Source organism: Candidatus Nitrosocaldus islandicus (assembly GCF_002906215.1).
GTDB lineage: Archaea > Thermoproteota > Nitrososphaeria > Nitrososphaerales > Nitrosocaldaceae > Nitrosocaldus > Nitrosocaldus cavascurensis.
In genome coordinates this window covers 1,255,612-1,282,515 of record NZ_CP024014.1, presented here as the reverse complement: position 1 = coordinate 1,282,515, position 26,904 = coordinate 1,255,612, and the positions used below count along the sequence as shown (strand labels likewise).

General features: G+C 41.7%; 31 protein-coding genes. 15 read left to right on the top strand and 16 right to left on the bottom strand.

The features are described 5' to 3' along the window. Positions 1 to 100: 100 nt before the first annotated feature. From serS to CRG89_RS06685, 4 genes are read right to left on the bottom strand one after another with little or no spacing between them, the layout of a single operon-like run. The gene (gene serS, locus CRG89_RS06700; RefSeq protein WP_103287510.1) at positions 101 to 1,384 is read right to left on the bottom strand and encodes a serine--tRNA ligase; all 1,284 of its coding nucleotides are present in this window, start codon (positions 1,382 to 1,384) and stop codon (positions 101 to 103) included. 60 nt (positions 1,385 to 1,444) lie between these two features. Beyond that, a complete protein-coding gene (locus tag CRG89_RS06695; protein WP_158648767.1) occupies positions 1,445 to 1,729 on the bottom strand; it encodes a KEOPS complex subunit Pcc1 in 285 nt (94 codons plus the stop codon). After that, the gene (recJ, locus tag CRG89_RS06690) at positions 1,716 to 3,227 is read right to left on the bottom strand and encodes a RecJ family nuclease (protein ID WP_103287508.1); all 1,512 of its coding nucleotides are present in this window, start codon (positions 3,225 to 3,227) and stop codon (positions 1,716 to 1,718) included. Before recJ ends, CRG89_RS06695 begins: the two co-directional genes overlap by 14 nt. Positions 3,228 to 3,263: 36 nt before the next feature. Further along, positions 3,264 to 3,710 carry a 30S ribosomal protein S15 gene (locus CRG89_RS06685; protein ID WP_103287507.1) on the bottom strand — a complete coding sequence of 149 codons (447 nt, stop codon included), beginning with the start codon at positions 3,708 to 3,710 and terminating at the stop codon, positions 3,264 to 3,266. Positions 3,711 to 3,808: 98 nt separating this feature from the next. Here CRG89_RS06685 and CRG89_RS06680 point away from each other — a divergent pair, with 98 nt between their 5' ends. Beyond that, a complete protein-coding gene (locus CRG89_RS06680; RefSeq protein ID WP_148695127.1) occupies positions 3,809 to 4,183 on the top strand; it encodes a hypothetical protein in 375 nt (124 codons plus the stop codon). Between the two features lie 247 nt (positions 4,184 to 4,430). After that, positions 4,431 to 4,700 (top strand): hypothetical protein, encoded by a 270-nt coding sequence (locus CRG89_RS06675; protein ID WP_197706695.1) that lies wholly within the window; start codon positions 4,431 to 4,433, stop codon positions 4,698 to 4,700. Between the two features lie 572 nt (positions 4,701 to 5,272). Here CRG89_RS06675 and CRG89_RS06670 read toward each other — a convergent pair. Continuing rightward, entirely contained in the window at positions 5,273 to 5,902 is a 630-nt protein-coding gene (locus tag CRG89_RS06670) for a methane monooxygenase/ammonia monooxygenase subunit B (protein ID WP_103287504.1), read from the bottom strand. A 313-nt stretch (positions 5,903 to 6,215) separates the two neighbouring features. On the opposite strand from CRG89_RS06670, the gene CRG89_RS06665 reads away from it, so the two are divergent. The 3 genes from CRG89_RS06665 to CRG89_RS06655 all read left to right on the top strand — a co-directional run bounded on the left by CRG89_RS06665 (position 6,216) and on the right by CRG89_RS06655 (position 7,938). Continuing rightward, complete coding sequence (locus tag CRG89_RS06665; protein WP_103287503.1) at positions 6,216 to 6,779, top strand: methane monooxygenase/ammonia monooxygenase subunit C; 564 nt, start codon at positions 6,216 to 6,218, stop codon at positions 6,777 to 6,779. Between the two features lie 148 nt (positions 6,780 to 6,927). After that, positions 6,928 to 7,188 carry a hypothetical protein gene (locus CRG89_RS06660; protein ID WP_103287502.1) on the top strand — a complete coding sequence of 87 codons (261 nt, stop codon included), beginning with the start codon at positions 6,928 to 6,930 and terminating at the stop codon, positions 7,186 to 7,188. A 96-nt stretch (positions 7,189 to 7,284) separates the two neighbouring features. Continuing rightward, a complete protein-coding gene (locus CRG89_RS06655) occupies positions 7,285 to 7,938 on the top strand; it encodes an ammonia monooxygenase family protein (RefSeq protein ID WP_103287501.1) in 654 nt (217 codons plus the stop codon). A 192-nt stretch (positions 7,939 to 8,130) separates the two neighbouring features. Here CRG89_RS06655 and CRG89_RS06650 read toward each other — a convergent pair whose 3' ends face one another. Further along, a complete protein-coding gene (locus CRG89_RS06650) occupies positions 8,131 to 8,331 on the bottom strand; it encodes a hypothetical protein (RefSeq protein WP_103287500.1) in 201 nt (66 codons plus the stop codon). A gap of 112 nt (positions 8,332 to 8,443) precedes the next feature. Here CRG89_RS06650 and CRG89_RS06645 point away from each other — a divergent pair, with 112 nt between their 5' ends. The 3 genes from CRG89_RS06645 to CRG89_RS06635 all read left to right on the top strand — a co-directional run bounded on the left by CRG89_RS06645 (position 8,444) and on the right by CRG89_RS06635 (position 10,705). Continuing rightward, a complete protein-coding gene (locus CRG89_RS06645; RefSeq protein ID WP_148695128.1) occupies positions 8,444 to 8,818 on the top strand; it encodes a hypothetical protein in 375 nt (124 codons plus the stop codon). A 120-nt stretch (positions 8,819 to 8,938) separates the two neighbouring features. Further along, complete coding sequence (locus CRG89_RS06640; protein WP_231911551.1) at positions 8,939 to 9,766, top strand: TIM barrel protein; 828 nt, start codon at positions 8,939 to 8,941, stop codon at positions 9,764 to 9,766. Positions 9,767 to 9,865: 99 nt separating this feature from the next. After that, entirely contained in the window at positions 9,866 to 10,705 is an 840-nt protein-coding gene (locus CRG89_RS06635) for a PAC2 family protein (RefSeq protein ID WP_103287497.1), read from the top strand. Between the two features lie 27 nt (positions 10,706 to 10,732). On the opposite strand, the gene CRG89_RS06630 is transcribed toward CRG89_RS06635, so the two are convergent. Beyond that, on the bottom strand, positions 10,733 to 11,524 hold the full coding sequence (locus tag CRG89_RS06630; protein ID WP_148695129.1) for a DUF6775 family putative metallopeptidase: 792 nt from the start codon (positions 11,522 to 11,524) through the stop codon (positions 10,733 to 10,735). 73 nt (positions 11,525 to 11,597) lie between these two features. Here CRG89_RS06630 and CRG89_RS06625 point away from each other — a divergent pair, with 73 nt between their 5' ends. Continuing rightward, positions 11,598 to 13,373, top strand: coding sequence for a cation:proton antiporter (locus tag CRG89_RS06625; RefSeq protein ID WP_103287495.1), 1,776 nt, complete (start codon positions 11,598 to 11,600; stop codon positions 13,371 to 13,373). A gap of 62 nt (positions 13,374 to 13,435) precedes the next feature. Here CRG89_RS06625 and CRG89_RS06620 read toward each other — a convergent pair whose 3' ends face one another. Both CRG89_RS06620 and CRG89_RS06615 read right to left on the bottom strand, forming a co-directional pair. After that, positions 13,436 to 13,930 (bottom strand): hypothetical protein, encoded by a 495-nt coding sequence (locus tag CRG89_RS06620; RefSeq protein ID WP_103287494.1) that lies wholly within the window; start codon positions 13,928 to 13,930, stop codon positions 13,436 to 13,438. Positions 13,931 to 14,005: 75 nt separating this feature from the next. Continuing rightward, a complete protein-coding gene (locus tag CRG89_RS06615) occupies positions 14,006 to 14,980 on the bottom strand; it encodes a B12-binding domain-containing protein (protein WP_103287493.1) in 975 nt (324 codons plus the stop codon). 151 nt (positions 14,981 to 15,131) lie between these two features. On the opposite strand from CRG89_RS06615, the gene cyoE reads away from it, so the two are divergent. Then, positions 15,132 to 16,013: a heme o synthase gene (gene cyoE / locus CRG89_RS06610; protein ID WP_197706696.1), complete on the top strand. Its 882-nt coding sequence runs from the start codon at positions 15,132 to 15,134 to the stop codon at positions 16,011 to 16,013. 36 nt (positions 16,014 to 16,049) lie between these two features. Here cyoE and CRG89_RS06605 read toward each other — a convergent pair whose 3' ends face one another. The 5 genes from CRG89_RS06605 to CRG89_RS06585 all read right to left on the bottom strand — a co-directional run bounded on the left by CRG89_RS06605 (position 16,050) and on the right by CRG89_RS06585 (position 20,403). Further along, the gene (locus tag CRG89_RS06605) at positions 16,050 to 16,355 is read right to left on the bottom strand and encodes a hypothetical protein (RefSeq protein ID WP_342747491.1); all 306 of its coding nucleotides are present in this window, start codon (positions 16,353 to 16,355) and stop codon (positions 16,050 to 16,052) included. A gap of 24 nt (positions 16,356 to 16,379) precedes the next feature. Further along, on the bottom strand, positions 16,380 to 18,548 hold the full coding sequence (locus tag CRG89_RS06600) for a CDC48 family AAA ATPase (RefSeq protein WP_103287491.1): 2,169 nt from the start codon (positions 18,546 to 18,548) through the stop codon (positions 16,380 to 16,382). Further along, a complete protein-coding gene (locus tag CRG89_RS06595) occupies positions 18,545 to 18,823 on the bottom strand; it encodes an elongation factor 1-beta (RefSeq protein ID WP_103287490.1) in 279 nt (92 codons plus the stop codon). Before CRG89_RS06595 ends, CRG89_RS06600 begins: the two co-directional genes overlap by 4 nt. Before the next feature lie 64 nt (positions 18,824 to 18,887). Further along, the gene (locus CRG89_RS06590; RefSeq protein ID WP_103287489.1) at positions 18,888 to 19,070 is read right to left on the bottom strand and encodes a zinc finger domain-containing protein; all 183 of its coding nucleotides are present in this window, start codon (positions 19,068 to 19,070) and stop codon (positions 18,888 to 18,890) included. 25 nt (positions 19,071 to 19,095) lie between these two features. Then, a complete protein-coding gene (locus tag CRG89_RS06585) occupies positions 19,096 to 20,403 on the bottom strand; it encodes an FAD-dependent oxidoreductase (RefSeq protein ID WP_103287488.1) in 1,308 nt (435 codons plus the stop codon). A 51-nt stretch (positions 20,404 to 20,454) separates the two neighbouring features. Between CRG89_RS06585 and pth2 the strand changes: the two genes are divergently transcribed. The 3 genes from pth2 to CRG89_RS06570 are packed head-to-tail and all read left to right on the top strand — an operon-like array spanning position 20,455 to position 22,961. Further along, on the top strand, positions 20,455 to 20,814 hold the full coding sequence (pth2, locus tag CRG89_RS06580; protein WP_103287487.1) for a peptidyl-tRNA hydrolase Pth2: 360 nt from the start codon (positions 20,455 to 20,457) through the stop codon (positions 20,812 to 20,814). Continuing rightward, positions 20,814 to 21,533, top strand: coding sequence for a class I SAM-dependent methyltransferase (locus CRG89_RS06575; RefSeq protein WP_197706698.1), 720 nt, complete (start codon positions 20,814 to 20,816; stop codon positions 21,531 to 21,533). Before pth2 ends, CRG89_RS06575 begins: the two co-directional genes overlap by 1 nt. A 54-nt stretch (positions 21,534 to 21,587) precedes the next feature. Continuing rightward, positions 21,588 to 22,961 (top strand): MFS transporter, encoded by a 1,374-nt coding sequence (locus CRG89_RS06570; protein WP_103287486.1) that lies wholly within the window; start codon positions 21,588 to 21,590, stop codon positions 22,959 to 22,961. A gap of 28 nt (positions 22,962 to 22,989) precedes the next feature. Here CRG89_RS06570 and CRG89_RS06565 read toward each other — a convergent pair whose 3' ends face one another. After that, entirely contained in the window at positions 22,990 to 23,643 is a 654-nt protein-coding gene (locus tag CRG89_RS06565) for a hypothetical protein (RefSeq protein WP_148695133.1), read from the bottom strand. 89 nt (positions 23,644 to 23,732) lie between these two features. Further along, positions 23,733 to 24,533, bottom strand: coding sequence for a polyprenyl diphosphate synthase (gene uppS / locus CRG89_RS06560; RefSeq protein ID WP_103287484.1), 801 nt, complete (start codon positions 24,531 to 24,533; stop codon positions 23,733 to 23,735). A 113-nt stretch (positions 24,534 to 24,646) separates the two neighbouring features. On the opposite strand from uppS, the gene CRG89_RS06555 reads away from it, so the two are divergent. Together CRG89_RS06555 and CRG89_RS06550 are read left to right on the top strand one after the other, a co-directional pair. Then, positions 24,647 to 25,399, top strand: coding sequence for a sulfurtransferase TusA family protein (locus tag CRG89_RS06555; RefSeq protein ID WP_103287483.1), 753 nt, complete (start codon positions 24,647 to 24,649; stop codon positions 25,397 to 25,399). A 68-nt stretch (positions 25,400 to 25,467) separates the two neighbouring features. Further along, a complete protein-coding gene (locus tag CRG89_RS06550; RefSeq protein WP_103287482.1) occupies positions 25,468 to 26,889 on the top strand; it encodes an alpha/beta fold hydrolase in 1,422 nt (473 codons plus the stop codon). Positions 26,890 to 26,904: the final 15 nt, after the last annotated feature.

Sequence of the window (26,904 nt, the reverse complement as noted above, 5' to 3'; positions counted from 1 at the left end):
ACTACTATCCATACAATTAGTTTAAATATGTTGCCATTACACCATTGGCTAATTATTATTGCATGTATTCTACAAGAGCAAAGATCAGTTAATTGTTCAATTAATGAGCATATGGTGATGGAATGCTATCAATACCGTTCATGTAAGGTCTTAGAACCTTTGGTACAATTATGCTCTTCCCATCCTCGCTCTGGTTATTCTCAATCATGGCAACTAGGGTACGCTCAGTAGCAACTAGGGTAGAGTTTAGTGTATGTACGTATCTTGTCTCCTCGTTTGGCTTATCTCTGTACCTTATCTTAAGCCTCCTTGCTTGGAAGTCTAGGCAGTTTGAGCATGATACAACCTCCCTATACATGCCTTGTGCTGGCATCCAAGCCTCTATATCATATGTCTTTGCTGATACCTTGCCTAGTTCTGCTGAGCATAATAGCACTACTCTATATGGTATCTCAAGCATCTGGAAGAACTCCTCAGCATTCTTGAGCAATAGTTCATGCTCATCCCATGACTGCTCTGGCTTGCAGAAGATGAACTGCTCAACCTTCTCAAACTGGTGTACCCTGAATATACCCTTTGTATCCTTGCCATGGGCACCAGCCTCCTTCCTGAAGCAGGGTGAGATTCCAGCGTAGCGTAGTGGCAACCTTTTACCATCGAGTATCTCATCCATATGCATTGCTGCTATTGCATGTTCAGCAGTGCCTATAAGGTATAGATCCTCTCCCTCAACCTTGTATATCACATCCTCAAAGTCACTAAGCATTATCGCTCCCTCCATTGCATCACGCTTTATCATGTATGGTGTCTGCACAAGAGTAAAGCCCTTGCACTTCATGAACTCTAGAGCGTATTGTATAAGCGCATGGTTAAGTAGCACTAGATCATTAAGCAGGAAGTAGAACCTTGAGCCTGAGATCTTCGCTGCCCTCTCTAGGTCTAACAGGTTAAGGGCTAATCCTATATCTACATGCCCTCTTACATTCTCTAACCTCCTTGGTTCACCCCACTCCCTTACCACAACGTTATCCTCCTCACCATCGCCATCTGGCACAGACTCATGCACAAGGTTGGGTAGCATCATGAGCAACCTATTGTAATCCTTCTCTAAAGTGTAAAGTTCTCTATCAAGCATATCTATCCTCTCACTCAAAGCCTTCATCTCCTCAACCTCCTTTGCTGTATCCTGCTTGAGCCTCTTCTTTGCTGCTATCTGCTGCGCAACAACATTCCTTCTATGGTTTAGTTCTTGAACATCCTTCATAAGCATACGCCTCCTCTTATCCATCTCTAGCAGTTCATTCAAGGGGAATGCGATCCTCCTCCTCTCAAGCATACCTGCTATTATGTTAGGCTGCTCCCTCAGTATCTTTGGATCAATCATACAATCACCTTACCATATGGAGGATCATTATATCATTATTATCGTTATCATATACTCGCCTCATTGTATCTCATCAACACCAATATCCATTACTCTAGCCATTGTGCTGATATGCTCCAACACCTCATCTATAGTGTATATGAACGATGAGATCCTCTTATCCCCTTCCTCCAATGAAACCTCAAAGATAAGCAATAGTGAAGTTCCATCAGTATGGAAGTCTATGGATAGACCCTCTGGTATACCAATGTTATCTGGTAGAAGTGACTCAAGCATAGAAGTGGCAGCCTTGCCATGCTCATCCACCTCTACCCTTATAGTTACTCTAACCTTAACCCCCTGCATCCCCTCCCACACTGCCTTTATGCTTGTGCACACCTTCCTTAACACACCTTAAGAACTCATCAAGCATATCTGCACTTATCCTTGCACCAGCAGCAGCAACATGCCCTCCACCAACCCCATTGCATCTGCTCGAGCATTCACGCATCAATAGACCAAGGTTAACATCTATGCTACAGTTCAGACCCTTCCTGCAGGAGAACTTGTACATACCATCATCTGTCCTAGTCCTTACAACTATAACCCTGCCTTGGAATGCTTGAGACCCACTAAGCAGTGATGAGACTGCCCCAAGCATATCCTGTGCTATGAGGTTATCACCATTAACCATGGCTAGCATACCATCATCAACAACCCTCCATCTCTCACTCATTATCGTGCTTATGTAACCTCTTAGGGTCTTTCTATACTCATTGACTATAATCTCACCCTCCATAAGCATTGAGTTCCTATCACCCATGCATATTGCTATTCCAACCCCAGACCTCCTTATCCTTGCACATGCATTGAGCATGAGGCTGAACTCCCTTGCATCCCTAAGCATGCTCCTCTTATCCTCTCTTTGCAAGGTGTACACATAGCCTATCAACTCATCCACAATCATACTTGCATTCCTTGAGTTGGTAGAGGAAGATGATGATGGAGAGGAAGAGGGAGGTGAAGAAGAGGTAGATGAGGAAGCAAACATTGCTATAGCCTCAACTATCTTGCTCTTCTCCTCACTACTCATCTCTGCTAGTGTACGCCATCTACCATCCTCCTTCAGCCTTAGCCCTATGGAGTTGAGTAGAGAGTAGCATGAATCAACGTTCCATGTTAGCCCATCTATGTATGGATATGAAGTGTATGCAAGTGCTTCATGAACTGCCCTAGTCTCCCTACCAACAAGCATGAGATCAAGATCTATGCTTAGCAATCCAAGCTCCCTTGCAGTATCTGCAACATCTGCATTAAGCCCAATGAGAGACTTCCTCTCACCCTGATCCTGTCTATCAGCAACCATGGCAACTACTGCAAGTGCTGATAGGTCCTTGTTGGATTCATCTAGAGCATAGGCAACCTTGTATGCCATTGTACCAGCACATGCCTCTACCCCTCCATCTATGCCGAACTTCCATGCATTAAAGATTCTATCATCGTTCATCTCCTCCTCTGGGAGTTGGTGATGGTCTATAACCATCCAATCCTTACCCTTGCCTTTGCCTATATACTCATCTATAACACCTGCAAGGCCAGCACCCATATCTGTTATTATGTATAGGTCATGCTCCTCCCCAGCAACCTTCTTCAACACATTAGGGTTGAGATCGCTCACAACCCTAACGAGGCATCGCCCACCCTTCCTTATTATAGCCTTGGCTATTATGCTACCAGAGACAAGACCATCAGCATCAGAGTGTGTTATAACCATGATCCTCTTCCTTGATGCTATAGCATCCAGTATCCTGCTAGATAGTTTCTGTAGGAATGAATCCATGCTCAGATCATTGGTATTACTCATATCGTTAAATAAACTAAGCCTTCATCGCTTGCTAGTTCATTCAAGGCTTGCTATTACAGTCTTGTACTTCCAGTCTTGGGGTATCTTTCCCTCTCTCTTGTAGTACTTTGCAAGTCTGTGTATCTTAGCCTCTATGAGTTCTAGAGAGCGTATATTGTTGCTATCACTTCTATGCACGTTAAGATGCTTCTGAAGCCTTATGGCCTTCTCAAGCATATTGCTAAGATCCTCTGGCAGAGTCTTGATACCATGATCCTCTAGCACCTCTGTTATTGATTTACCTATAATCTTCTTTACAAGAGGGATACCATACTCATCCCTCAATCTAAGACCTATCTCGCTTGGTTTAAGCCCATCCTTAGCCATGCTTACTATAAGGTTGGTTATCTCTTCCTTGCTCATGTTGCTTATCCATGGAGCATTAACCTGCATGGGTCTTATTGAGTGTGACTTGCCCTTCCTATGTGCATGTATCCTAGCCATGTATAGACTCTGTAGGTGATAAATTAAAGTCTTTGCCCTGTATAATTTAAAAAGAAGGGGAGAAAGATTATATACATCGTTTGTACAATAAGAGTTACATGAATAAGTTTGCACTTCTGGCAGTTGTGGCTGGAGTAATTGCAACATGGATAGGAGGAAGTTCAGTAGCAATGGCACAGTTGTATGGTTCTCCTGGAGCTGGTGGAGATATAACTGCTACACCAGAGCAGTTGGAGGAATGCAAGCAGTTGGGCATACCAGAATTTGCATGCACACAGCACTCCATACTAGCAAAGAAGAGGCTCACAACAGCACAGCAAGAGGGAGCATATGGTTCTGGTACATCAATGGTAGCAAAGACATTCGGTGAACTAGGCATATATGTTGCTGCTCTTGGTGCTATATTTGGAGGTATATCTGCAGCATTCTTCGTAATGGCATTAAGGAAGCCAAAGATACAGAAGAGCGCATAGCTGTACATATACAACTCCTTTTTATTATTGTTGTTGCTGTTGTTCTATGCAACGATCTATATTATAATTGATATCATCACTAATGCTTATGCGAATTTACTATCATACTAAAATGATTATATTTGTTATATTAGATGGATATAATGAAGAGGATACAGTGATCATATCCAGTAATGATATTATCAGATATGAGAGCAACTAAATTTTTTATAAGGCAAAACGGAAATGTATATATTCATGGTGTTAGATGATTATACTAATGGATATTGCAACGCTGGCTATGGGTATAAAGAATATAGTGCTGCAGATAGGCCCAGCATATGACCCACTCTTCTACGACGTCATGATCTACATATTCGGCACAATGATGTTCGGTATATTCTTGCTGAGTGTTATAGCATACTGGATAAGACACAAGGGTATAGGAGGTACAGCAAGGGAGACTTGGGTCCAAGAGCTGGAGAGGTACTACGAAAGGGAAGGTATAGGTTTATTACCAGAGGAGAGAAGAAGGTAACAACAACAGTAGACAAACTCTCCTTTTTTATATTATAGTAGGGGTTTCATGATATAAGATGGGAGTCTAGCTTTATGATAGCATTATCTGACAAGATATAATTAGTATGCATGGATTAACGTTAGTAATGCTGTAACTAACCACATCAGTTTCATGTGATAAATCCTTATGCTTAAATGATTTATGCTAGCATTACATACCTGTTGTAGACATTAGCCTATTCTTCTTCTTCTTCATTCAATACACATTAGTCTTAGCCAATGTAAGAAGTGCTATGTATGGTTACTCTCTATATGCCTTCTATATGGTTACTCTCTATATGCCTTCTATGGTAGAATAGTATATCATCAATAGCCTTCGCTAATCTGCTATGCTTGAATACCTTGCTTATAACCTGTTTACATCATTGTGTATAGGCATGTAAGGAAAGATTGACACCTACACATTAGTTAATGTTGTGTATTAATGGCAGGAGTAATTAGATAGACGATGCGTCTTATATGTAGCATGATAATATTCTGGATTATAAACGTAAATCAAAACAAAAGAAAGGATATTGGTGTATTATGCTGTTATATAACCTGCCATGGTCTTGTTGCGAATGATATTGCTAAACCTATTGCAATCAGTATGGTCTGGTATATCACATTGCCTACGGACATTGGCTTCATTGTTGGCTCTCCCTCTACTACTACTGTTGCACCTGGACCAAGACCTGGACCAACACTAGCTACATTTAACTGTGTATGCGTATGGTATGTTCCAGGCTCGAGTGCTGACACACATAGCTTGTATGGAACCTCTCCACCTGGAGGTATATCGAATACATTGCCTGGTGGCTCCCTTAATATGAACTCCCACCTATTGCCTGCATTTGTTGACTCGTTGAAGAGAGATATCCATGCTCTTAGATCCTTGTTAACTTGGCTTACAAGCCTTCCAGTAACTATCAGTATATCTTGCCTTCTTGGGTCACAGCCCATAGCATCAATCTGCTCTAGTGTCAACCCTGTCCTATTTGCATACTCCTGCTTTGTGATGACTCTGAATGTTGAGAACGTCTCATCCTCTATCTTTATAAACCTGCTCTGTAACTGTGCTTGAACACCATGCGCAAATGCATCCTTCATGATGGGTGCAAACGAGCCAAGAACCAGTACTACTGCCACTGCAGTCAGCACTGCTACATGCATTACCTTCATTATTAGAATCTTGTACTAACATAGATATATATTTTTACATTGCCAATTCATTTTTGATTTATATGTAGATTGGTATGTCTTCATACTTATAAACAATAAATCCTTTCCTCGCAGGGTATCTATTTTATATTAAATTCTATTGTTGATCAAATCTATTAATCATGTGATTATTCAAATAATTCAATGTTAGAAGTATTCTATGCTATACATCTAATGTGATGCATCTTATATTTTAAAATTTATGCAGATTTGATTTGATATTCTCTATCATAAGATAGATATACTCCTTCCTTGTAACGAAGGATGAAGCGGTATGGCTCAGATGCCAGCACTACTACCAAAAGAGGTTGAGATGCAGAGGCTGAAGAAGATACTGATAATGGTCATAGTGATGGGTTCAGTTGCAGCAAGTGTTGAGGTCGATAACTTCGTTGATGGATCATTGCATCAGACCAGTATAAGGGATAGTGCATTCACACCAGCACACTGGTGGCTCTACTCCCACTTCGTAGCCTTACCACTAGGCTGGGGCGCAATAATGATATACGATAGAAGGGTGCCACTGATGAGAGGTCCAAACAACAGCGTTAACACTGGTATAAAGATGACTATCATAGGCTACCTAGGTACAATGTTCACCATAGGCATAAATGAGATGTGGCACTTCTGGTTCGTCGAGGAGGTATTCGCAGTTCCAAACCACTGGTCATTCAACATGGGTGTCGTTGTAGCATTCATGGGTGCCCTAGCATATGTGGTTAGGCTGTACGTTAGGATGGTAGAGCTTGGAATGGAGACACCACCAAGCAACCCATACGTTGCAGAGATGTACAAGCTTGCACTAGAAGGCAAGTTGTACAGCAGAAGCATACCATAAATTAACAGCATAACTAGAGAAGATCGCCAACGCCAACACGGTAAACAAATTGCAACCGCCCTAATGGGCAACTCCTTTTCTTTTTTATTTATCATCTATTAACAGATTAAAAGTAAACTTTAATAATGCATCTACTTTATTATTCTTAATGGCAAAGAAAGAGGCGCCCAAGGATGAGATAGAGAGAATGATAGGCAAGAGAACTGAGCATATGAAGGGCTTGTACATAATTGGAGCAATAATGGCGTGGGCAGCAACAGCATTTGGTGTCTGGGTAGGGTTCACATACTATGCATGGGCATATCCATTCAGTTCTGGGATGTATGCACTGAGCGTGCTGACAGTCATAATAGTCTTTGGCTTCATCTTCATCTGGAAAGTTGCCATGGAGAAGCCAGCCATCCCCTAGAATTATAAATATTTCTTAATTTTATTTTTATTCTAATAATTTATTAGCACTAACCTAGAGTAAGTTTTATATATATGGGTATAGTACATTATTCTAATGGTCTGGATTAGACGAACAATACACTACCTGTTCATAGTCGTAGTTGCAGTGAACTCAACGCTGTTGACCATCAATGCTGGAGACTACATCTTCTACTCTGATTGGATGTGGACATCATTTGTGATCTTCAATCTTAGCCAGTCAACTATGCTTGTTGTTGGTGCCATCTACTACCTGCTATTCACAGGAGTGCCTGGTACAGCAACTTATTATGCTACAATAATGACCATCTACACCTGGGTTGCAAAGTGGGCTTGGATTGGAGGACTAGGCTATCCATACGACTTCATGATAGTCCCAGTGTGGATACCAAGCGCAATGCTACTAGATCTAGCATACTGGGCAACCAGGAGGAACAAGCATGCAGCAATACTCATAGGAGGCTCTCTATTAGGAATGTCAATGCCACTCTTCAACATGATTAACCTGCTTACTGTACATGACCCCTTAGAGATGGCATTCAAGTACCCAAGACCAACACTCCCAGCATACCTAACACCAATAGAGCCTCAGGTAGGTAAGTTCTATAACAGCCCAGTGGCACTAGCAGCAGGTATTAGCGCTGTTATAAGCGTACCAATGGCAGCCCTAGGAGCAAAGCTGAATACATGGACTTATAGATGGGCTGCTGCGTGGAGCAAGTGGGATTAAAGATAACAATAATACCCACTATCTTTTTGTTATTTTAACATCATCATTCTACTACTCTTCAATTATAGAACAGTAGTAGAGAATAGTGTAGCGTAGTTAATATCAGCCTACTACCAAAGGATGGTTACACATAACTCACCGTCTACTCAGGATAACAAAATAAGAAATATAATAAATAAATAAGCCAGTTCTTTACCTCCTAGATCTTCTTGCTGATATCACTATAAAGTACACTATTCCAGTGCCTAGGCCAACTATCAGTGGTAACCCTGCAATTATCATAGAGTCAGGCCTACCCCATGTCTGGGCATATGCACTTGGAGTGACTGCTGCTATTGCTGCTACAGCTACTATGGCTAGTACTGCAAGCATGCTGTAGTTCTTCATCATCATCTATACTAAAACTAACTTAAATATAACTATAATGGTTAGGTCAGATAGAATATGAGGATATGCTTATTCCAGAATGATAAATGTTAAATCTAACTCTATTGATTATAATGTTATGCTGCTCTACCTAATAGTAGGTGCAGGTGTCATGGGTACCGCTATGCTAACAGCATTCTTGATGCTTATGCCATACTCTAACCAGGACTATGCACTTGATGTTGATGCGTTCAAGGATAAGATAGATGTCATGGACATATACAGGGTTATTATTACAAACACTGGCAGGAATGATGTTACAAACGTTGTAGTTGATTATGGCACATACAAGGACTTCATACCAAGGATAAAGCCTGGAGAGAAGATATCCCTCTCGCCAAGAGATGATGCAAACAAGGAGTATGTTGTTATCACTGCTGAACCAAGCATACATATAATGAAGGAGTACAGGAGTATGCCCAAGGCTCCTGGAATGATAGGAGGAATGAGGTAAGACGATGATTTATTATGAAATGGATTGAGTTGTTGAGTAGATTAGCGTATTCAATAGGATAATCTACATGCTGTATATGTGGTTAATCATAATATATGCTAGAGATCAATACCTATCTTGATGAGGATATATATAGGGACTCAAGGCTTGCCAGCCACTGCTAGAGGTCATGGTATAGAGGCTGGCCTGAGGAGGCTTCACGAGCTTGGGCTCAATGCTCTTGAGGTTGACTTTGCCCATGGCATATATCTTAGCATGGAGGAGAGTAGAGATCTTGGAAGGTTAGCAGATGAACTGGGTATAAGGTTATCCATACATGCACCTTACTACATAAACCTATGTTCAGAGGATGAGGAGGTGATAAGGAGATCCAAGCATAGGATACTAGAGTGTGTAGAGAGAGGTGAGGTTATGCATGCTGATACAATAGCAATACATTCAGCCTTTTATGGGAAGAGGAGCAAGGAAGAGGCATATGCTATGGTTAGAGCAGGTTATGAGTCTATAGTGGATGAGATGAGGAGTATGGGTATAAAGCATGTTAGACTTGGTGCAGAGACAATGGCAAGGAGGAACCAGTTTGGTACTCTTGATGAGGTGCTTAGACTCTACAAGGATCTTAATGGCTGGGTAAGGCCTTATGTTGACTTTGCACATATATTTGCTAGGAACGATGGTAGGATAGACTATGCAGATGTTATAGATAGACTGCTCAATGCTGGGTTAGAGTATATAAATGCGCACTTTACAGGGCTTGCAAGGAAAGGCTATAGATATGTTGATGTTCATAGACCAATAGGGGAACCACAGTTCGAACCTTTAGCGTTAGAGATAGTTAGGAGGAGGCTCGATATAACCATAATATGTGAATCCCCCCTGCTTGAGCTTGATTGCTTAAGGATGAGGAATATACTGGAGTTCATGAGCATGGAGTTAAGCCTTGATTAATTAATCAATCCTATGTATTAACTAAAGGCAAGGCATATAGAAAGAAGCATACGCATGATAGGAAGAGTTATTATTCTCATACACGAAACTAACTATGCCATGCACTTTGAGAAACTGATAGAGCCAGACCTCAAAGGTAAGAGTCCAATAATGATAGCAGCAATGCAAGATATGGGCAATGTAGGTAGCATAGTTATAGATTTCATAAACAAAGCACTCAAAACAAGTCCATTCAGGGTTGTTTATGCACACTATCCTCCATACGTTGTTGATAAGGGAGGATACATAGAGTTTGAGCAGATTAGATGGGAGTATAGATATGCTGAGAGGATTATAGTATTTGGGGGTTCCCTTGGTCAGCCAGAGTCTAGCAGTGACCTCTACCTTCTATGCCAAGATGTTATAGATGTTGCAAAGATGTACTCAGTACAGTTCATATATACTGTTGGTGCATTCCTTACAGATAAAGAAGTAGGCAAGAACCCTAGAGTACTTGTAACAACAACCAACCCTATGCTTACAGATAGCATAGTAAAGGTTGGGCTTTATCCTACACATGGCTCATCACTAATAACTGGATTCAACGGCCTCATACTGGGCTTTGCAAAGATGAACAACATACATGGTATAGGACTCTATGGTGAGATAGATGATCCTAGGATACCCCAGTATAGAACAGCAAAGAGCATAATACAGGCACTGGAGAGGCTAACATACCTCAAGTTCGATAATTTGGATGAGTTGGATAGGTTTGCTGAAGGTGTTGAGGAGAGTATTGCTAGGAGGAAGGAGAGTAAAGGCAAGGATGAAAAGAGAGGGAGAAGTGAAGGGAGGGAGAGGGAAAGGGGAAGAGGTGGAGGAGAGGAGGAAGAGGGAGAAGGAGGAGCAATTGATAGCGATGGTGATAATGATGATGAAGTGGATGAGTACCTATATTGACATAAGTAGCAACAGTGGTATTAGTAGTTAATGAGTAGCATCATAGTTACGATCGTGATGCTTATTGAATTCATCCAACACTTCTCTATGCTTTGTACATAACCTTCCATATCTTATCTGAGCTTCTATAACCTCATCCTGCCAGTGAGCATTGTAAAGTATGCATCTCTTATCATCACAGAATGGGGCATCGTTGAGCATGCTGTAGAATAGTGCTTGCATTATGTAACCCTTTGCAACATCTGTAAGCCTTGGATCATCGTGCTCAAGCATAACATCCTTGAATATGCTCTTAACCTCATCCATGCTTATCTCTATACCTCGTGAGATATGATAGTAGTATAGTGTATAGAATGCTCTGGGTTTTGCTGGTGCCTCAACGATCCCATCTATGCTAACTATGCTAGGATATCCTAACACTACAGTGTTGAGATGGTACCTCATATCCTCTTCACTGTAAGTTGCTAACAATCTATCTGTTATTACTACATGCACATTATCAAGCGAACTCTCATCAGCATCGATCATACTAGAGTATAGGTACTGTAATCTAAATCCATCATACACCACATTTGGTTGTGATGGGGCACCATTAAGTATAGATAGTTCATACTCCACATCTTCGCTTACATGTGTGGTGTAATTAGAATTAATATCCTTGAAGATATCTTTAACCCTGCATGAGGCATACATCTCTGCAATACTATGCTCATCTAACCCTCTATACAATGCATCTGCACCTCTACTCTCTATATTGCAATTTATCATGCTAGTGAGGTAAGCAAGTATTGAATTGGAATCAACTTTACTCGTTAACATGTAAATATATAGATGCTTGAACCTATTCATCCAAATTACCTAACTTTTATATCCTCTTCTACTTATTAAGAGTATGGCTAACATCATATCATCAGTGGAGTTCATGCTCTTGCTTACCATCCTATTAGGCTCTGCCATACTTGGTAGCCTATTGGCAAGGAAGGCTAGGCTACCATCTGTCATAGGTTTCATACTTGTTGGTATGGCTATAGGACCATATGGCTTCAAGGTTGTTACTGATGTGCAGATAGTGAGCATACTTGCAGATATTGGTGTTATACTGTTAGTATTTGTTGTTGGATTAGAGTTGAATATAAACAGGTTTAGGAGGGTGGGCGGTGTAGCACTTATAGGTGCTGTTGTTGAGATAGGTGTAGTATTCTTCCTTGGATTCATTGTTGCTGTTGCTCTAGGCTTCAACAGCATAGAAGCAATATACCTTGGAGGGATAATAAGCATAACAAGTACAGCAATAGTGCTCAAGTTGCTCAAGGATGCTGGTATTCTTCACACTAGAGAGGGGGAGTTCATAATAGTAGTTAGTATAGTTGAGGATATCTTCTCCATAATACTACTAGTTATACTCCCAGGCATAGTGAAGAGTGGCACTACAGATCTATTCAGCATAGGGCTAATAATAGCCCAGAGTGTAACGTTCTTCATAATAACACTGGTGATAGGGCTGAAGGTGGTGCCTAGACTGATAGAGTATGTATCAAGGCTTGATCTTGATGAGGCACCATTACTCCTTGCAATAGTGATGGGATTTGGTCTAGCGTTACTTGCAAACTATCTAGGATTGAGCATGGCCATAGGTGCATTCCTCATGGGCATGATGATTGCCTCATCTCCTAGAGCAAGTGTGATAACTGAGAAGGTTGTACCCTTGAGGGATCTATTTGGGACTGTATTCTTCATATCTATAGGGATGTTGATAAGCCTCAATGCAATACTTGATAATCTGATCATCTCTCTACCTATAGTAGTTATAGCAATACTAAGCAAGTTCATAGGTAACTTCATCGCTACAAGCATAGTTGGTTACGGTAGGGATAGTGCATCTACAGTTGGGATAATGATGATGCCTAGAGGTGAGTTATCATTCGTTATGGCAAAGCAGGGTATAGATCTCAATGCTACTAGGGAGTCTATGATGCCTATAACCATGCTAGTCTCACTAGCAAGCATATTTGTTATACCATTGTTTTCAAGAGCACTACCAACTATAGTTGATCCAAGGAGCATAATACCCATAAGATTGCTCAACATGTTGGAGGCTCCTGCAAGGGTTACTAGAGGTATACTTCAGAATGTACAGCAGAAGGATAGTGCATTGAAAGTAGGGAGGATATTCTCAAGACTGCTCATAAACATGGCAATAATAGTAGCGATGATAACAATAGTATTATTAAGTGATGGTCTGATATCATTGCTATACAATACATTCTCTTCACTCAAGATACTACCTTACAATATATTCAAGATAGTATTTATGATTGGGGCAGTAGCCTATCCATTACTAAACATACTTGGTAGGGCAGGAGAGATAACAGATGCTATATTTGAAGAGGTGCAGAGGAGGATAGTAAGGTATCCAGTTATAACACGCAAGATGGACCATCTGCATAGAGTTATAAGGAATATAGTGCTTAGCATAGTAGTGCTCATAGTCACATCATTCGTAATACCTTCCCTTGCATTTGGTAATATGGATATAGTGCTTCCAGCATCAATAGCAGCAGTTGTGATATTTGTATATCTCCTGCTTGATACTTTCATAGTGGTGAATAGAAGGATAGAGAAGAGTCTTATAGATATATTGGTTAAGGATGATGGTAACGATACATAGTAAGCAGTATCTAGTAAGATGCACTATCAACATATACATCCTAACGCATTCCAACCATCTCCTCATCTTAACAATCTTACAATTCTTGCCATCAGGTTAATTACTATGAAGAATACTATCCAAGCAATCATAGAGCCAAGCATAGATGCCTGATAGGCTTGTATATCTGCCTGTAGTAGTAATTGATACTGGCTTACGAATCTAGTTATAGAGAATGTTATCTCTGCAACAGAGAATGTTGCAAAGAGCCTCTTCACATCCTCCTTTAAAGCCTTTGAGTTCCTCTTACAAGTTACAGGATCTATATACCTACTCCTATTATCGATGTAGAAGAGTAGAGCAAAGAGAGGGATGTATACAGCATACTCTATTGCTAATGCAAGTATAGAGTTTGCAAGTTTATCATCATAATACTCAAGATGTACTTGTGAGATGTATGCACTTGCAAAGAAACCTCCCGTGCCAGAGATGAGCAGGTTCTTGTTGAAGAGGATAACCTGTCTATACCTCTTGAGGAATCTCCCCAATCTCCCATTCTTATCTCGCAGATAAGGCATGAAATTAATCTATCTACAGATTATTATAAATATTATTTACTGTTAAATTTAGTGTTAGATACTATTATTTATTTATTAAAACTTTAGACTCCTATACATCCTCTCACCCCATTCTACAGCCTTCATTATATCCATTGCATAGTAGTCTATGTATGGATATGCTGTATCCTTTACTCCTACTCCTACCCCTGTATCTGTATCGCTCCCCTTCTCCTTATCCTTACCTTCAAGCCTATCCACTACTCTACCTCCAACAATAACAAGTATGCTCTTCTCAAGCTTCTCCTTTACAGATCTTATCAACTCGTTTAATGTTGAAAACTCCTCTGCTGCAGATATGTAGAGGAGGATTATGCCCTTCCCTTTATCCCTCCATATCCTGTTGATGAACCTAACCATATCTATATCGAGGAAGAGTCCTGCCTCTGAAGCAACATTGCCTAACAAGAATGGTCTCCAACCCTTTATGTAGAAGGCAATAGATGCTGCCTTCATATCAATAGCCTCCCTCCTACTGCCCTTCTCACCCATGCTTATGAATACTGCATATGCATCCTTCTTCACCTCTACCCTGCTAGCATTGAACTTTATTAGGTCTAGAGATTCCATTGCAAGATTGTTTATAAGCATGAGATCCATTGTACTCATCCTTCCCCTTGCATACAACTCCCCTGCAGTGTTAACAGTTGGTATAACAACATCGCTCATTAGCAGTATTGGATCTATGTTGGAGTGTATTGCATTGAGAAGTATAGTTCTAGCCCTATCCTCATCATAGGTGAATAGTGCATCCATGTATACCTGTTGCAGTTCGAGTATATCCTTACTGCTTAGATCCATACCATACTGTATGTACCATAAATTAACAGGACCCATGCTCCTCCTCCTTATTATACCCATGGTCTCAAGTATGTTAAGATACTTGGTTATTGTAACCCTGTTTATACCAGTCCTCTCTGCTATCTCTATACCAGAGAGCCCAGAGTCAGACTGCCTTAACACATCTATTATCCTCTGCTTAACCTCTTCAATGGAGTATCTCTTTGGCATATCTCTACTATATTGTATTAGCCTAACAGGGATAAAAAATCTTTATAACTGATTGATGAGGGTAGGATTGTGGCATCTGTATTGTTATCACCATCATCATGTATGTAATACACTTAACGATTAAATGCTGGAGTATCTAATGCTATACAACTTGGGTCTAAAGGGATACCTTCTAATATCGAAGTTGAGGATAGTTGCTGTACTGAATCTTGTAGCGATAACATCCCTTATAGCAGCAGGTAAAGGGGCTGTTGGCGCATGGGATGTAGCATTCCTACTCCTTACTGGGAGTATGGCATCGATGGGTTCAAGTGCACTGAACCATTACTATGACAAGGATATAGATGTGCTCATGAATAGAACAAGTAAGAGACCAATACCCTCAGGCGTGATGAAGGCTAGGAATGCTCTTATCTATGGTTTAGGTATGAGCATAGCATCAGTTATCATAGCATTGTTAACACTTAATGCAATGACAGCATTCTTCATAGCTCTAGGCATATTCTTCTACGTGCTCATATACACGGTATGGCTTAAGAGGAGGCATACATCAAACATAGTGATAGGGGGCTTTGCTGGTAGTTGTGCATCATATGCTGGCTGGGCAGCAGCAACAGGTGGTATTGACCCACTAGGCTTCCTAGTTGGGCTCATAGTATTCCTATGGACTCCAACTCACTTCTGGTGCCTATCGATAGTTGGTAGAGAGGAGTACGCAAATGCTAGGGTACCAATGCTCCCTGTACTTGTTGGAGATAAGAGGGCTGCAATGTACATACTTGTGAATACCATAGTGCTTGTACCATACTCCATAGTAATAGCATTCCTAGGTCTAGGAGTTGTGTACCTTATAGCATCCATACTTGCTGGCATTATGCTTCTACACTACAACATCAGACTGGTTAGGAATACAAGCAAGGATGTTGCATGGCATACTTACAAACTCTCCAGCCCATACCTTGCAATAATCTTCATAGCATTGATGCTTGATTCAATATATAACTACCCATTACCTCTCATAACCTTATCGTAACATCCACCTTCTCAATTGATTGATCCTTCTTTTATGTTATGCTGTAGTATTATCATCATCACCCTCATCCTCACCATCCTCTATAGCAGCCATCTCCTCATCACCTACTTCCCCCTTACCCCTTCCCTTCCCTTCGGTATCCCTAACCTCTATCCTCCTCTTATCCTTGCTTATCCATCCAACCCTTACAAGTCCAAGTATCTCAAGATCAAGCAGTATCTTGTTTAGTTCGGCCTTTGTGAATTCAAACCCTTCCTTTACAAGCATATTCATGAGTTCAACATCTGTTATGCTCCTTGCACTCCTTATCTTCTCATACACTATATTTCTCAAGGGAGTCATCATAGCCTATCATCATCATTACTATTATCCATAGAATACCTTATCTATTGGTTTTGGAATTGCGTATGTCACATTCTTGCTTATGCTGTTGTACCAACCCTCTATCTGGGGTGTTACTGAGGGCTTCACCTGCTTCAATGCATACTCAAAGTCCTCGCTGCTTATACTCCTCCTTCCATTCCTCATCGCATTTATTGCTGCCTCCCTACATAGAGCGTTAAGATCTGCACCAGTGTAGCCGTTGGTTATCCTTGCTATCTCCTCCAAGTTTATCTTGTCACGCTGTATAGGCATCTTCCTGCTAAGTATCTGGAGTATCTCAAGCCTCTCATCCTTGCTTGGAGGCTGCACATAGACTATGATATCAAGCCTCCCAGGTCTTAGAAGTGAAGGATCGATTAGATCTGGCCTATTAGTTATGCCTATGGTTATAACACCATTCACAAGGTTATCCATCTCTGTAAGTAACTGGCTTAGCACTCTATCATTAACCTCAGAACCTTCAGTCCCTGTTCTAGGTCTTGCTATAGCATCAAGTTCATCAAAGATAACTATGCATGGTGATGATGCTCTAGCCTTCTTGTATATATCCCTTATAGCCTTCTCACTCTCGCCAACCCACTTGCTGAGTATCTCAGGACCCTTGACCTTTATGGAGTTTGCATTGCTCTCATTTGCCAACGCCAATGCTAGGAGCGTCTTCCCACACCCTGGAGGGCCATAGAGCAATGCACCCCTTGGCGGGGTTATACCCATATCCTCGAACCTCTCAGGCTCATTCAATGCCTTGACTATGTTATCGTAGAGAATCTTCTTTGCACTCTTCAAGCCACCAACATCATCCCATGTTATCCTTTGCCCCTCAACGTAGAACTCCCTTAGTGCTGTAGGCACTATCTCCTTCATTGCATCATGGAAGTCTTTGTTTGTAACAACCATCTTCTCTAGCAGATCTGGGGGTATGCTCTCACCCTCAAGGTCTATCTCTGGGAGGTATCTCCTCAATGCCTTCATTGCTGCCTCCCTGCATAGTGCCTTTATATCTGCACCAGTGTAGCCATGTAACTCTGCAGCAAGCTTCTTCAGGTTAACACTCTCTGCTAGAGGCATCCCTCTAGTATGTATCTGGAGTATCTCAAGCCTACCTTCAGCATTAGGCACAGTTATCTCTATCTCCCTATCGAACCTCCCTGGCCTCCTAAGCGCTGGATCAACGCTCTCTGGCCTGTTCGTTGCTCCTATGACTATAACATTACCCCTATCTGCTAGCCCATCCATCAACGCTAGGAGTTGTGCAACTACTCTCTTCTCAACATCCCCAAAGACCTCTTCCCTCTTCGGTGCTATAGCATCGATCTCATCTATGAATATTATGCTAGGGGCATTCTCCCTTGCCTCCTTGAATATCTCTCTAAGCCTTGCCTCAGTCTCACCGTAGTACTTGTTCATTATCTCTGGCCCGTTTATTGAGTAGAAGTTGGCCTCAGCCTCACTTGCCAATGCCTTTGCTATAAGTGTCTTCCCACACCCTGGAGGGCCATAGAGCAGTATACCCTTTGGGGGTTCTATGCCCAAGCGTTGGAATACCTCTGGATGCTTCAATGGAAGTTCAACTATCTCCCTCAACCTCTCTATCTGCACCTTCAAACCTCCAATATCCTCATAAGTTACCCTAGGCTTCTTCTCAACAGCAGTACTTGAGAGTATGCTTAGCCTTGTTGACTGCTCTATCCTTACTATACCTTTTGGTGTAACCTTCTGAACCTTAAAGTCCATGGAACTCCCAAGTATAACAACCGATATCTCATCCCCCTCAACTACTGGTATGCATCTAAGCCTATTCTTAACGAACTCAGAGAACTCCTTATCTACACTCATCTTCAAACTTAGAGGCATTAGGGTTACGCTCCTTGCTGTCTTTGCATCAACCCTCCTAACTATAACAACATCATTTATGCTTACCCCAGCGTTCTTCCTTGTCTGTCCATCTATCCTTATCGTATGATCATCTATATCCTCATCATTCCATACTATAGCTACAGTACTCCTCTTCCCTATGAGTTCTACAACATCTCCAGCAGATGCCTGTAGCATCTCAAGCACGCTACTGCTTACCCTTGCCCTCCTCTTACCAACATCCCTAGCCTTTGCCTCTGCTACCCTTAACTGTATTGGTTCAAGTACGTGTTTCATAGCCTAGCAGACTCTCTACTCATACTCACGATCTCAACCTCACCAACACCATCTATGCTCCTTAAACCCTCCTCAAGCGAGTCTGTATCTGCAGTATCCTCATCCATCACCATATCAAGCAGGAGTGCATTTATCCCAAATGCTATTGGCTCTTTGCTATATCTCTTAACCTGCACACCGTCTGGCATCTTACCCTTAACCTTCTCTACTAGCGCATCAAGGTTAACATCAATATCAGCAGGCATTATCTTGACCCTTGTGATGAGTCTACCCATACCATTCACCTACCTACTTACCTATAACATAACATGCATACCGTTATCAGTCTATCTATTATGATTATGGCCCCTCGAACCCACACTCCTTGCACCTGTACATCCTTGCAAACTCTCTGCATGACTCACACCTCCATATCAAGAACTTGTTGCACCTTGGGCAGTTGAACTTTACACATCTATCGTTGGGCATTATTACCCTGTTACATGATACGCATGTTGGTAATGCTATCGCTCTTTGTGACATGAGTTGCTACCCTAGAAGATCTAATTTATACCTTTGCTATACTTGCTAGGAACCTTCTAAACTCACTCCCAAGTACAGCCTTCAACACTCTCAAGCCATCCATACTCAAGATCATCCTTGCCAATACTGATGAATGGAAGTCAAAGTCCCCAGATGCTGATACCTCATCTATATGAGGGTAAACTGAGTTTAGGATCCTCTCTATAGCCTTGTTATCCAACCTCTCAAATAACCTTCTTAGCATCAGCATCCTCTCAAACTCTCTACCAAATAGATCGAGCCATGCATCCTCATACCTGCCAAGTATAGCAAGGTTATTGTCTGCTAATGCATCTGCTATAGTAGTGCCAGCAAGCAAACCCCCCATGCCAGATGTGTAGATCCCTCCAGCAGTAGTTGGCTTTGCTTGACCAGCAGCATCACCCACCACAACAACCCTCCCATCCTTAACGAATGGTCTCTTTGGTCCATCAATCCATATGGGTGCAAATACCTTCCTTAGCACAACACATCCACCATCATCATATCTCTCCCCATATCTATCATCATTACCCTTATCTTTGTATTTATGAGTATAACCATCAGTATGGTTATGACTATGGCTATGGTTATAAGCACCACCATCATAACTACTACTGCTATCACTGCTCTTACCATAGCCTCTCTCCTTCATGGTTATGAACTCTTCAAGCCTTTCAACCACGCTTATACCCCTCCCTGATGCACCAACCCTACCCCTCTCCTTACCTCCAGGTATAATCCATGCAAAGAACCCAGGATACTTATCCTGATCTATGTATACCTCAACCCTACCATCATCTATCCAGCATGCAGAGTCAACCTCGTACTGTGCAGATGGCAAGAATCCCTTTCCAGTACCTGCAGGTATGGAGCATCCTCTAGCATCTACCAACACCTTGCACTCCATCATGCCCCTGTTTGTATCTACCTTAACATACGCATCCCTTACTACAAATGATCTTGCCCTACACATCAGCATTATATCAGCACCATTCCTTCTAGCCTGCTTTGCAACATGTTTATCAAGTGCTCTTCTATCTATTGCGATAACATTCTTGCTCTCAGCATCTATACTTATGGTTGTATCAAGCACACTTATAGTTGCATACTTTATCCTACTAAGCAATCTATACTCATCTATACCCAATGAATTGAGTGCATCAACGCTAACCAAACCTCCACAGTGCTCTGGCGTACCAATCTCAGCATCCTCTTCCAACACTAGAACTGAGAACCCCCTCCCTGCTATCTCCCTTGCAGCAAGGAGCCCTGATATGCTCCCCCCTATCACTATAACATCATACATATCCATAGGCAAGATAGGAAAAGATGATATCCCTATCTATTTAAGGTTAAGTAATTAATGTCTGATATGATCAAGCAGGTTATAGTAGTTAGGAGGGATATACACATGGGTATAGGCAAACTTGCTGCACAGGTTGCTCACGCTGCTGTACTTGGTGCAGAGAAGGTCAAGGCAACTAGAAGGGAATGGTTCGATTCATGGATGATGCATGGTCAAGCAAAGATAGTGCTCAAGGTCAAGGATAAGGATGAACTTATGCAGGTTAAGAGCAAGGCTGAGATGCTTGCTCTGCCAGTTGTTCAGGTTGATGATGCTGGACTAACACAACTAGAGCCTGGAACAACAACATGCATAGCAATAGGCCCTGCTCCTGCTGATATGATAGATAAGGTTACTGGCGAACTCAAGTTGCTATAATGGTGAGTATTAGGATGGGGTTAAGGGATGAGTGGGGTAGCATAATAAGCGTGCTCAGGGAGATAATCCCTGTGTATGATAAGGTTAACAACGTCATCTCTCTTGGCAGAGCAGAGGAGATGAGGAGGCTAGGCATAGTTGAGGGTGTTGAGGATGGTTATCTTGTGCTTGATGCTGGCTCTGGCTTTGGTAACATGAGTAAGAGCATGCTTAGCATCTTCCCAAATGTCAAAGTTGTTATGCTAGACCCAATAGCAGAGATGCTCTATCTGGCAAATGAGCGTATGGATGATGGTAAGTATAGGGGCAGGATATCACTTGTATCTGGCATATTTGAGTACATACCATTCAAGAGCAACACATTTGATGCTATAGTGTGTGGGTACTCATTTAGGGATGCAGTGATCATGAAGGATGCTATAAGGGAGTTCCATAGAGTGCTCAAAGATGATGGAAGGCTAATCATAGTTGATATAGGCAAGCCAGATGACCCATTTGTTAGGCTTGGAGTAACTCTCTACATTAGGTTCATACTTGCCATCCTAGCCTTCTTTGCTGCTGGCAGGTTAGGGCTGAAGTTTGCTGCAATATACGATACATACAAGAGGTTACCAAAGAACTCAGAGATGATTACTATGCTTAGAGAGAGGTTCGGTAGCGTAAGGTTTGTATCTAGGATGTTTGGAGCTGCTATCATATTCATAGCATCAAAGCAGTAAAGCAGAACAATCTATCAAGGGAGTAGTAATATATGCAATCCTCCAACAATATACATGGATTGTGATAGAGGCAATGGTAAGAGTAAGAAAAAAGAAAGGGAGGAGAAGGGTAGCACGATGATGCTCCTCCTACTCTACATCTGTGCACTATCCATGGGCATAGCGTATGGTGCCCATGTACCATTGGTTCCAGTATTTGCAAGAGAAGTTCTCAATGCAACGTATACAGAAGTTGGTATGGTAGGTATGGCAAACTACATCCCTTATGCATTCTTCCCATTCATAGTTGGATTGCTGCTGGATAGGTTTAACAAAGGAGCGATGCTCTTATCAGGTGTTAGCATGGCTCTAGCATCCATAGCAATGTTAAGCCTAGCAAGGAGCATACTTGACCTTGCATTGATAAGAGCATTCTCTGGCATAGCACATGCATTCTTCTGGCCATCTGCAGAGGCTATGATAAGCATGAGTACAAGGATTGATGAGTCTAGCAATAGCCCTGATAGAAATAACAGTAGTTCTGGCAATAATGATAGGGATAAGAGTAGTAATAGCAGTAGTAGTAATAGTAGTAGCAATAGCAATAGCAGTAGTGGTAGTTTAGGTAGTGTAAGATCAATATCCAGATTCACCATGGCGTGGGTCTTTGGTTACATGGTAGGCCCACTCATAGGCTCATCCCTATTCCATCTAGGATACCTTCAACTATTCATATACTCTTCAACTATGATCATCCCAGCGTTGGCATGCTCCATTATCATCATCCTACTATCAAAGCATAAAGGTTATTCATCTGATGGCATAAAGGGAGAGGAGGATAGAAGGAGTAGGAGTAGTGACAGCAAGGGTAGAGTAGATCTAACCTTGATTAGCATTGTCAAAGGCAAGATCATGTTTATAGCAATGATAATGTACTACAGTGCATCATTTGCAATACTGCTCTCAATAGTACCAAGTTACATGAAGGATAATGGTGTGGATGAGCAACTGATAGGTATGCTCTTCTTCATATTTGGGATAGCAAGGATGTTAACACTGTTAGCAATACAACTCTTTGCAAGGTATGAGCATATAAGCATACTCATTGCAAGTGGTGCAATAGCATCATCTATGCTTATAATGCATACTGCACCAACACCACCATCCTTTGGTATAGCACTGCTAGCATTAGGCTTTGCATTCAGCATCTACTTCCCTATAACACTTACCATGCTTACCCGTTATGTGCCTAGCAAGATGATAGGTAGTATGGTAGGATTGTACGAGACTATATTTGGGATAGGATGGACGTTAGGTCCTATAACCTCTGGCATAGTCGCTGATGTATTCAGCATAGATGCTCCTTACCTTGCTATGTTCTTGATTGGTGTTGTTATGATACCCATCTATACCATGCTTCGCTTGAAGGATGGAACCATTACAAAATAAATAGTGTTACAGTGTTGTTTTACTTACATTAATAATAATCGCTATCGTTATCACTACTACCCATCCATCTCTCCCTCATGTACCTGAACCTTATCTCCCTATTGCTCAATTGCCTCCTAGTACCTAAGGCTACACCTCCAACAATACCTGCTTGGTACAGGGCATAGAGGAGTACCTCGAACTCAGATGGCTTGTAGTCTGAGAAGAGTAGTGCAGATGTTATGAAGGCCATAACTATGCTTATGATGAGCAGGAAGGATCTCCTGTAATCCCTGATCCTCAACATACTAAGCAATGCAAATACCAGTATGCTTATAGAGAATGTTAGCAGTGTGGTAGGATTGCTTATATCTAGTATCTTGCTTACCATTGCTAAACCATCGCTACCATTCAGTATTGGAGGGGTGTGGATCTTCTTTGGGCTTACAAACCTGAGCACGTTAGCAATTGCATTTGCAGCAAAGAGTATGAAGAGTGCTATGGATGCTACTCTAGTATGGAATGTCAGCCTTGGGAACCTCTCAACTATTGCTTCCCCTATTATAACACCTTGAGTAGTGCCTATGCCTATAACTATTGTATATGTGAGTGGTGCTAGAGCCTCTGCTACCCTTAACACCATAGAGGTATCGAAGTACTGTAGGAATGGTATGTACATTATCCCTAGCAGAGGTATGAGCATAGATGCAGAACTGCTAATCACAATATATATGGTGAAGAACACTAACCCTAACATTACTGTCAGAGAAGTTTAACCATTGCTACTAATATTCATAGTCCATAACGCCTCTTCCTACTCTGGTAGATCCTTATGGCTCTGAGTAGATCTATCCTCCTGAACTCTGGCCATAGCACATCTAGAAATACAAGTTCACTGTACGCTGACTGCCAGAGCAGGAAACCACTAAGCCTAACCTCGCCAGATGTCCTTATTATAAGATCTGGCTCTTGCTTTGGTAACTCTCTAGTGAAGAGATGGTCCTCTATAACCTTCTCATCTATAGCATCTGGCTCTATCTCTCCCCTCTTAGCCTTCTCTGCTATCCTCTTTATACTCTCAACTATCTCTGCCCTCCCTCCATATGCTATTGCTAGTGTTATATAGTATCCATCATGCTCTCTTGTAGCCTCCTCAAGCCTGTGTATCTTAGCCTTTATACTCTCAGGTAGCCTCTCAACCTTGCCTATGGCCTTTATCCTCATCCTCTTCTCATACACCCTTGGATCATGGTAAAGGTTATCCAACCTTGACTCAAGTACCTTGAAGAGCGATTCAAGATCCTCCTTGCTCCTCCTTAGATTCTCTGTTGAGAGTACGTAGAGGGTTATCTGCCTTATTCCAAGGTCCATGCACCACTCAACAGCCTTGTACACCTTATCTGCACCAATAGCATAACCATCAAACTTATCAAGCATTAACGATTCTGACCATCTCCTATTCCCATCCATTATTATCCCTATGTGGTTTGGTATCCTTTTAGGATCTAACTGCTTCTCCAGATACCATTCATACACTTTGTATGCTCCAGCAAGGTTGAGCAGGTACCTTATCACGCTTATTAGTATACGCATAGCATCATCCTCTCATACTACAACTATCTACACATTTATTTATAGAATTGTAAAGAGCAGTATCATCATACAATGAAAGGATAAATATGATGGTGTATGGTTAATGTGCTTATATGGGGAGGATAGAAAACTGTGAATTCGATGATACATTGCTATACGACACTGAGAATCTTGTATGGCTCAAGGTAGAACATCCTTCTTCAACCCCCTCATCTCAATGGGAAGGTAGAGAAGAAGGGGATAGTATAACTGGAAGGAAGACACTTGTAAAGATTGGGATAACAAGCATACTTGCATACATCGCTGGTAGGCTTACAAGTGTAAAGATAAGACCTGAAGGTACTGAGGTTGAGAAAGGTAAGAGTATAGCAAGTATTGAGAGCCTAAGGTACTTTGGTGTAGTAAGATCTCCTGTTAGAGGTAGGATGGTTAAGATAAACAAGTTGGTAGTAGGTAAGCCAAAGATAGTGAATGATAATCCATATGGAGATGGATGGATAGCAGTGCTAGAGGTTAGTGATGCTAAAGACCTTGATCAACTTGAGCCATTGGAGAAGTGCAAGCATAAACTTGCTGAGAAGATAAGAGAGATGCATGTAAGGTGCTTCTCTGCATTCCCTGACCATGAGATGGTGGAGATAGGGGTTGAGTGTGCTGCAGTTATACCAAAGCTGGATGAACTAATAGCAAGGATAGAGAAGGGGGAGGTTGTGCATATAGTATCTGATGATCCTACAGCAGATATAGAGATAGTTAGATGGAGTGAGGAGAGAGGACATGAACTCCTTGAGATAAGGAGGGAAGAGCAGTTGATACACATGCTGGTAAGGAAGTCTGATGGTATAAGGTTTATTAGGGTAAGATAAGGTAGAATAGGGCAAGATTAGGCTAGTAATGGCAATAGTTTAAATATGCTTTTAGAGTATCGCCTCCTATGACCATGATAGAGTACGTAAGGTCTAGGAGTATGCCATTACCACTTGTATACAACAGATTAGCATTAGAGTGGATGGGGGTTGTGAGCAGTATGCTCAAGATATACGATACATACTCTAGCATCTTCTATAAAGCGTTGATGATGCTATTGCAGGAGGATGGTGTGAGTAGCAAAGAGAACCCATACATGAGGATGCTTAACATCATGGATGCTATGCTTGATGAGGAGTTGAAGTCAGAGAGGTTTGCCCATCTGCTAACTGACTACCTTGACTCATGGCTAAGCATACATGCCATGCTTAAGAGGATCTATCCTGTGAGGCATTACGATATCATGCTTGAGGATATCCTTGCAGAGCAGTTCAGATCATATACAAGGATGCTCTCATTCATGCTATCAACGCAGAATCTCCCTATAGATGCAAGTGGTTATGATGTTGTGTACATTAAGGGCAAGGTTAGGCTTCTACACTACAGAGGAGGCAAAGGATACCCTATACTCATAGTCTATGCCATGATAAACAGGTATCATATAATGGATGTGAGCAAGGATAAGAGCGTAATAAGGAGGCTCATCGAAGGGGGTTTGGATGTGTACATGTTAGACTGGGGGCATATGGGTTATGAGGATGAACATCTCTCCCTTGAGGATTATATACATATACTTGATGAGGTTGTGGATAAGGTTAGAGAAGTTAGCAGTAAGGATAGGATATCAATGCTTGGCTACTGCTGGGGTGGTATAGTATCGCTCATCTATGCCTCACTCTACAAGCAGAAACTGAATAGCCTAATAGTCATGGCAGCACCAGTTGACTTCGATAAGGATGATGGTATACTTGCTGTATGGGCAAAGGCTATAGATGCGAGGAGGCTTGTTGAAGAGTATGGACATATGAATGGTCAAGCACTTGATATAGCATTCCTACTTCGCAATCCTGTAAGATATACGGTGATGAAGTATCTCAACCTATGGAAGAGGATCAACGATAGAGCATTCGTAGAGACGTTCTATGCAGTTGAGAGATGGCTCTACAACACACCAACTGTACCAGGAAGGTTCTATGAGCAGATAATAGAGGATCTATACAAGGGTAATATGCTAGTAAGAGGGTTGCTGGAGGTTGATGGTAAGAGGGTTGATCTTAAGAGCATCGATATTCCACTCCTTACAATAGTTGCTGAGAATGATGATCTTACAGCACCTGCATCAACACTTGCAGTTAACGACCATGTCTCAAGTAAGGAGAAGAGGGTTATGAGTATACCTGGAGGGCATGTTGGTCTATGCATAAGCAGCATTGCACACAAGCAACTCTGGCCTAATGTTGCAAGATGGGTTATTGAGAAGGCTAGGGAGTCTAGTATAGAAGAGGCAAATGGGAGGAGTGTAGGAGGGGGTAAGGAGAATCAGGGCTAGTAAAGCAGGTGTTGT

Bases quoted from the DNA above. Each gene is read 5' to 3' on its own strand.
- serS (WP_103287510.1), bottom strand. From the start codon at position 1,384: ATGATTGATCCAAAGATACTGAGGGAGCAGCCTAACATAATAGCAGGT.
- CRG89_RS06695 (WP_158648767.1), bottom strand. From the start codon at position 1,729: ATGCAGGGGGTTAAGGTTAGAGTAACTATAAGGGTAGAGGTGGATGAG.
- recJ (WP_103287508.1), bottom strand. From the start codon at position 3,227: ATGAGTAATACCAATGATCTGAGCATGGATTCATTCCTACAGAAACTA.
- CRG89_RS06685 (WP_103287507.1), bottom strand. From the start codon at position 3,710: ATGGCTAGGATACATGCACATAGGAAGGGCAAGTCACACTCAATAAGA.
- CRG89_RS06680 (WP_148695127.1), top strand. From the start codon at position 3,809: ATGAATAAGTTTGCACTTCTGGCAGTTGTGGCTGGAGTAATTGCAACA.
- CRG89_RS06675 (WP_197706695.1), top strand. From the start codon at position 4,431: ATGATTATACTAATGGATATTGCAACGCTGGCTATGGGTATAAAGAAT.
- CRG89_RS06670 (WP_103287504.1), bottom strand. From the start codon at position 5,902: ATGAAGGTAATGCATGTAGCAGTGCTGACTGCAGTGGCAGTAGTACTG.
- CRG89_RS06665 (WP_103287503.1), top strand. From the start codon at position 6,216: ATGGCTCAGATGCCAGCACTACTACCAAAAGAGGTTGAGATGCAGAGG.
- CRG89_RS06660 (WP_103287502.1), top strand. From the start codon at position 6,928: ATGGCAAAGAAAGAGGCGCCCAAGGATGAGATAGAGAGAATGATAGGC.
- CRG89_RS06655 (WP_103287501.1), top strand. From the start codon at position 7,285: ATGGTCTGGATTAGACGAACAATACACTACCTGTTCATAGTCGTAGTT.
- CRG89_RS06650 (WP_103287500.1), bottom strand. From the start codon at position 8,331: ATGATGATGAAGAACTACAGCATGCTTGCAGTACTAGCCATAGTAGCT.
- CRG89_RS06645 (WP_148695128.1), top strand. From the start codon at position 8,444: ATGCTGCTCTACCTAATAGTAGGTGCAGGTGTCATGGGTACCGCTATG.
- CRG89_RS06640 (WP_231911551.1), top strand. From the start codon at position 8,939: ATGAGGATATATATAGGGACTCAAGGCTTGCCAGCCACTGCTAGAGGT.
- CRG89_RS06635 (WP_103287497.1), top strand. From the start codon at position 9,866: ATGCACTTTGAGAAACTGATAGAGCCAGACCTCAAAGGTAAGAGTCCA.
- CRG89_RS06630 (WP_148695129.1), bottom strand. From the start codon at position 11,524: ATGTTAACGAGTAAAGTTGATTCCAATTCAATACTTGCTTACCTCACT.
- CRG89_RS06625 (WP_103287495.1), top strand. From the start codon at position 11,598: ATGGCTAACATCATATCATCAGTGGAGTTCATGCTCTTGCTTACCATC.
- CRG89_RS06620 (WP_103287494.1), bottom strand. From the start codon at position 13,930: ATGCCTTATCTGCGAGATAAGAATGGGAGATTGGGGAGATTCCTCAAG.
- CRG89_RS06615 (WP_103287493.1), bottom strand. From the start codon at position 14,980: ATGCCAAAGAGATACTCCATTGAAGAGGTTAAGCAGAGGATAATAGAT.
- CRG89_RS06605 (WP_342747491.1), bottom strand. From the start codon at position 16,355: ATGACTCCCTTGAGAAATATAGTGTATGAGAAGATAAGGAGTGCAAGG.
- CRG89_RS06600 (WP_103287491.1), bottom strand. From the start codon at position 18,548: ATGAAACACGTACTTGAACCAATACAGTTAAGGGTAGCAGAGGCAAAG.
- CRG89_RS06595 (WP_103287490.1), bottom strand. From the start codon at position 18,823: ATGGGTAGACTCATCACAAGGGTCAAGATAATGCCTGCTGATATTGAT.
- CRG89_RS06590 (WP_103287489.1), bottom strand. From the start codon at position 19,070: ATGTCACAAAGAGCGATAGCATTACCAACATGCGTATCATGTAACAGG.
- CRG89_RS06585 (WP_103287488.1), bottom strand. From the start codon at position 20,403: ATGGATATGTATGATGTTATAGTGATAGGGGGGAGCATATCAGGGCTC.
- pth2 (WP_103287487.1), top strand. From the start codon at position 20,455: ATGTCTGATATGATCAAGCAGGTTATAGTAGTTAGGAGGGATATACAC.
- CRG89_RS06575 (WP_197706698.1), top strand. From the start codon at position 20,814: ATGGTGAGTATTAGGATGGGGTTAAGGGATGAGTGGGGTAGCATAATA.
- CRG89_RS06570 (WP_103287486.1), top strand. From the start codon at position 21,588: ATGGATTGTGATAGAGGCAATGGTAAGAGTAAGAAAAAAGAAAGGGAG.
- CRG89_RS06565 (WP_148695133.1), bottom strand. From the start codon at position 23,643: ATGCTCATACCTCTGCTAGGGATAATGTACATACCATTCCTACAGTAC.
- uppS (WP_103287484.1), bottom strand. From the start codon at position 24,533: ATGCGTATACTAATAAGCGTGATAAGGTACCTGCTCAACCTTGCTGGA.
- CRG89_RS06555 (WP_103287483.1), top strand. From the start codon at position 24,647: ATGGGGAGGATAGAAAACTGTGAATTCGATGATACATTGCTATACGAC.
- CRG89_RS06550 (WP_103287482.1), top strand. From the start codon at position 25,468: ATGACCATGATAGAGTACGTAAGGTCTAGGAGTATGCCATTACCACTT.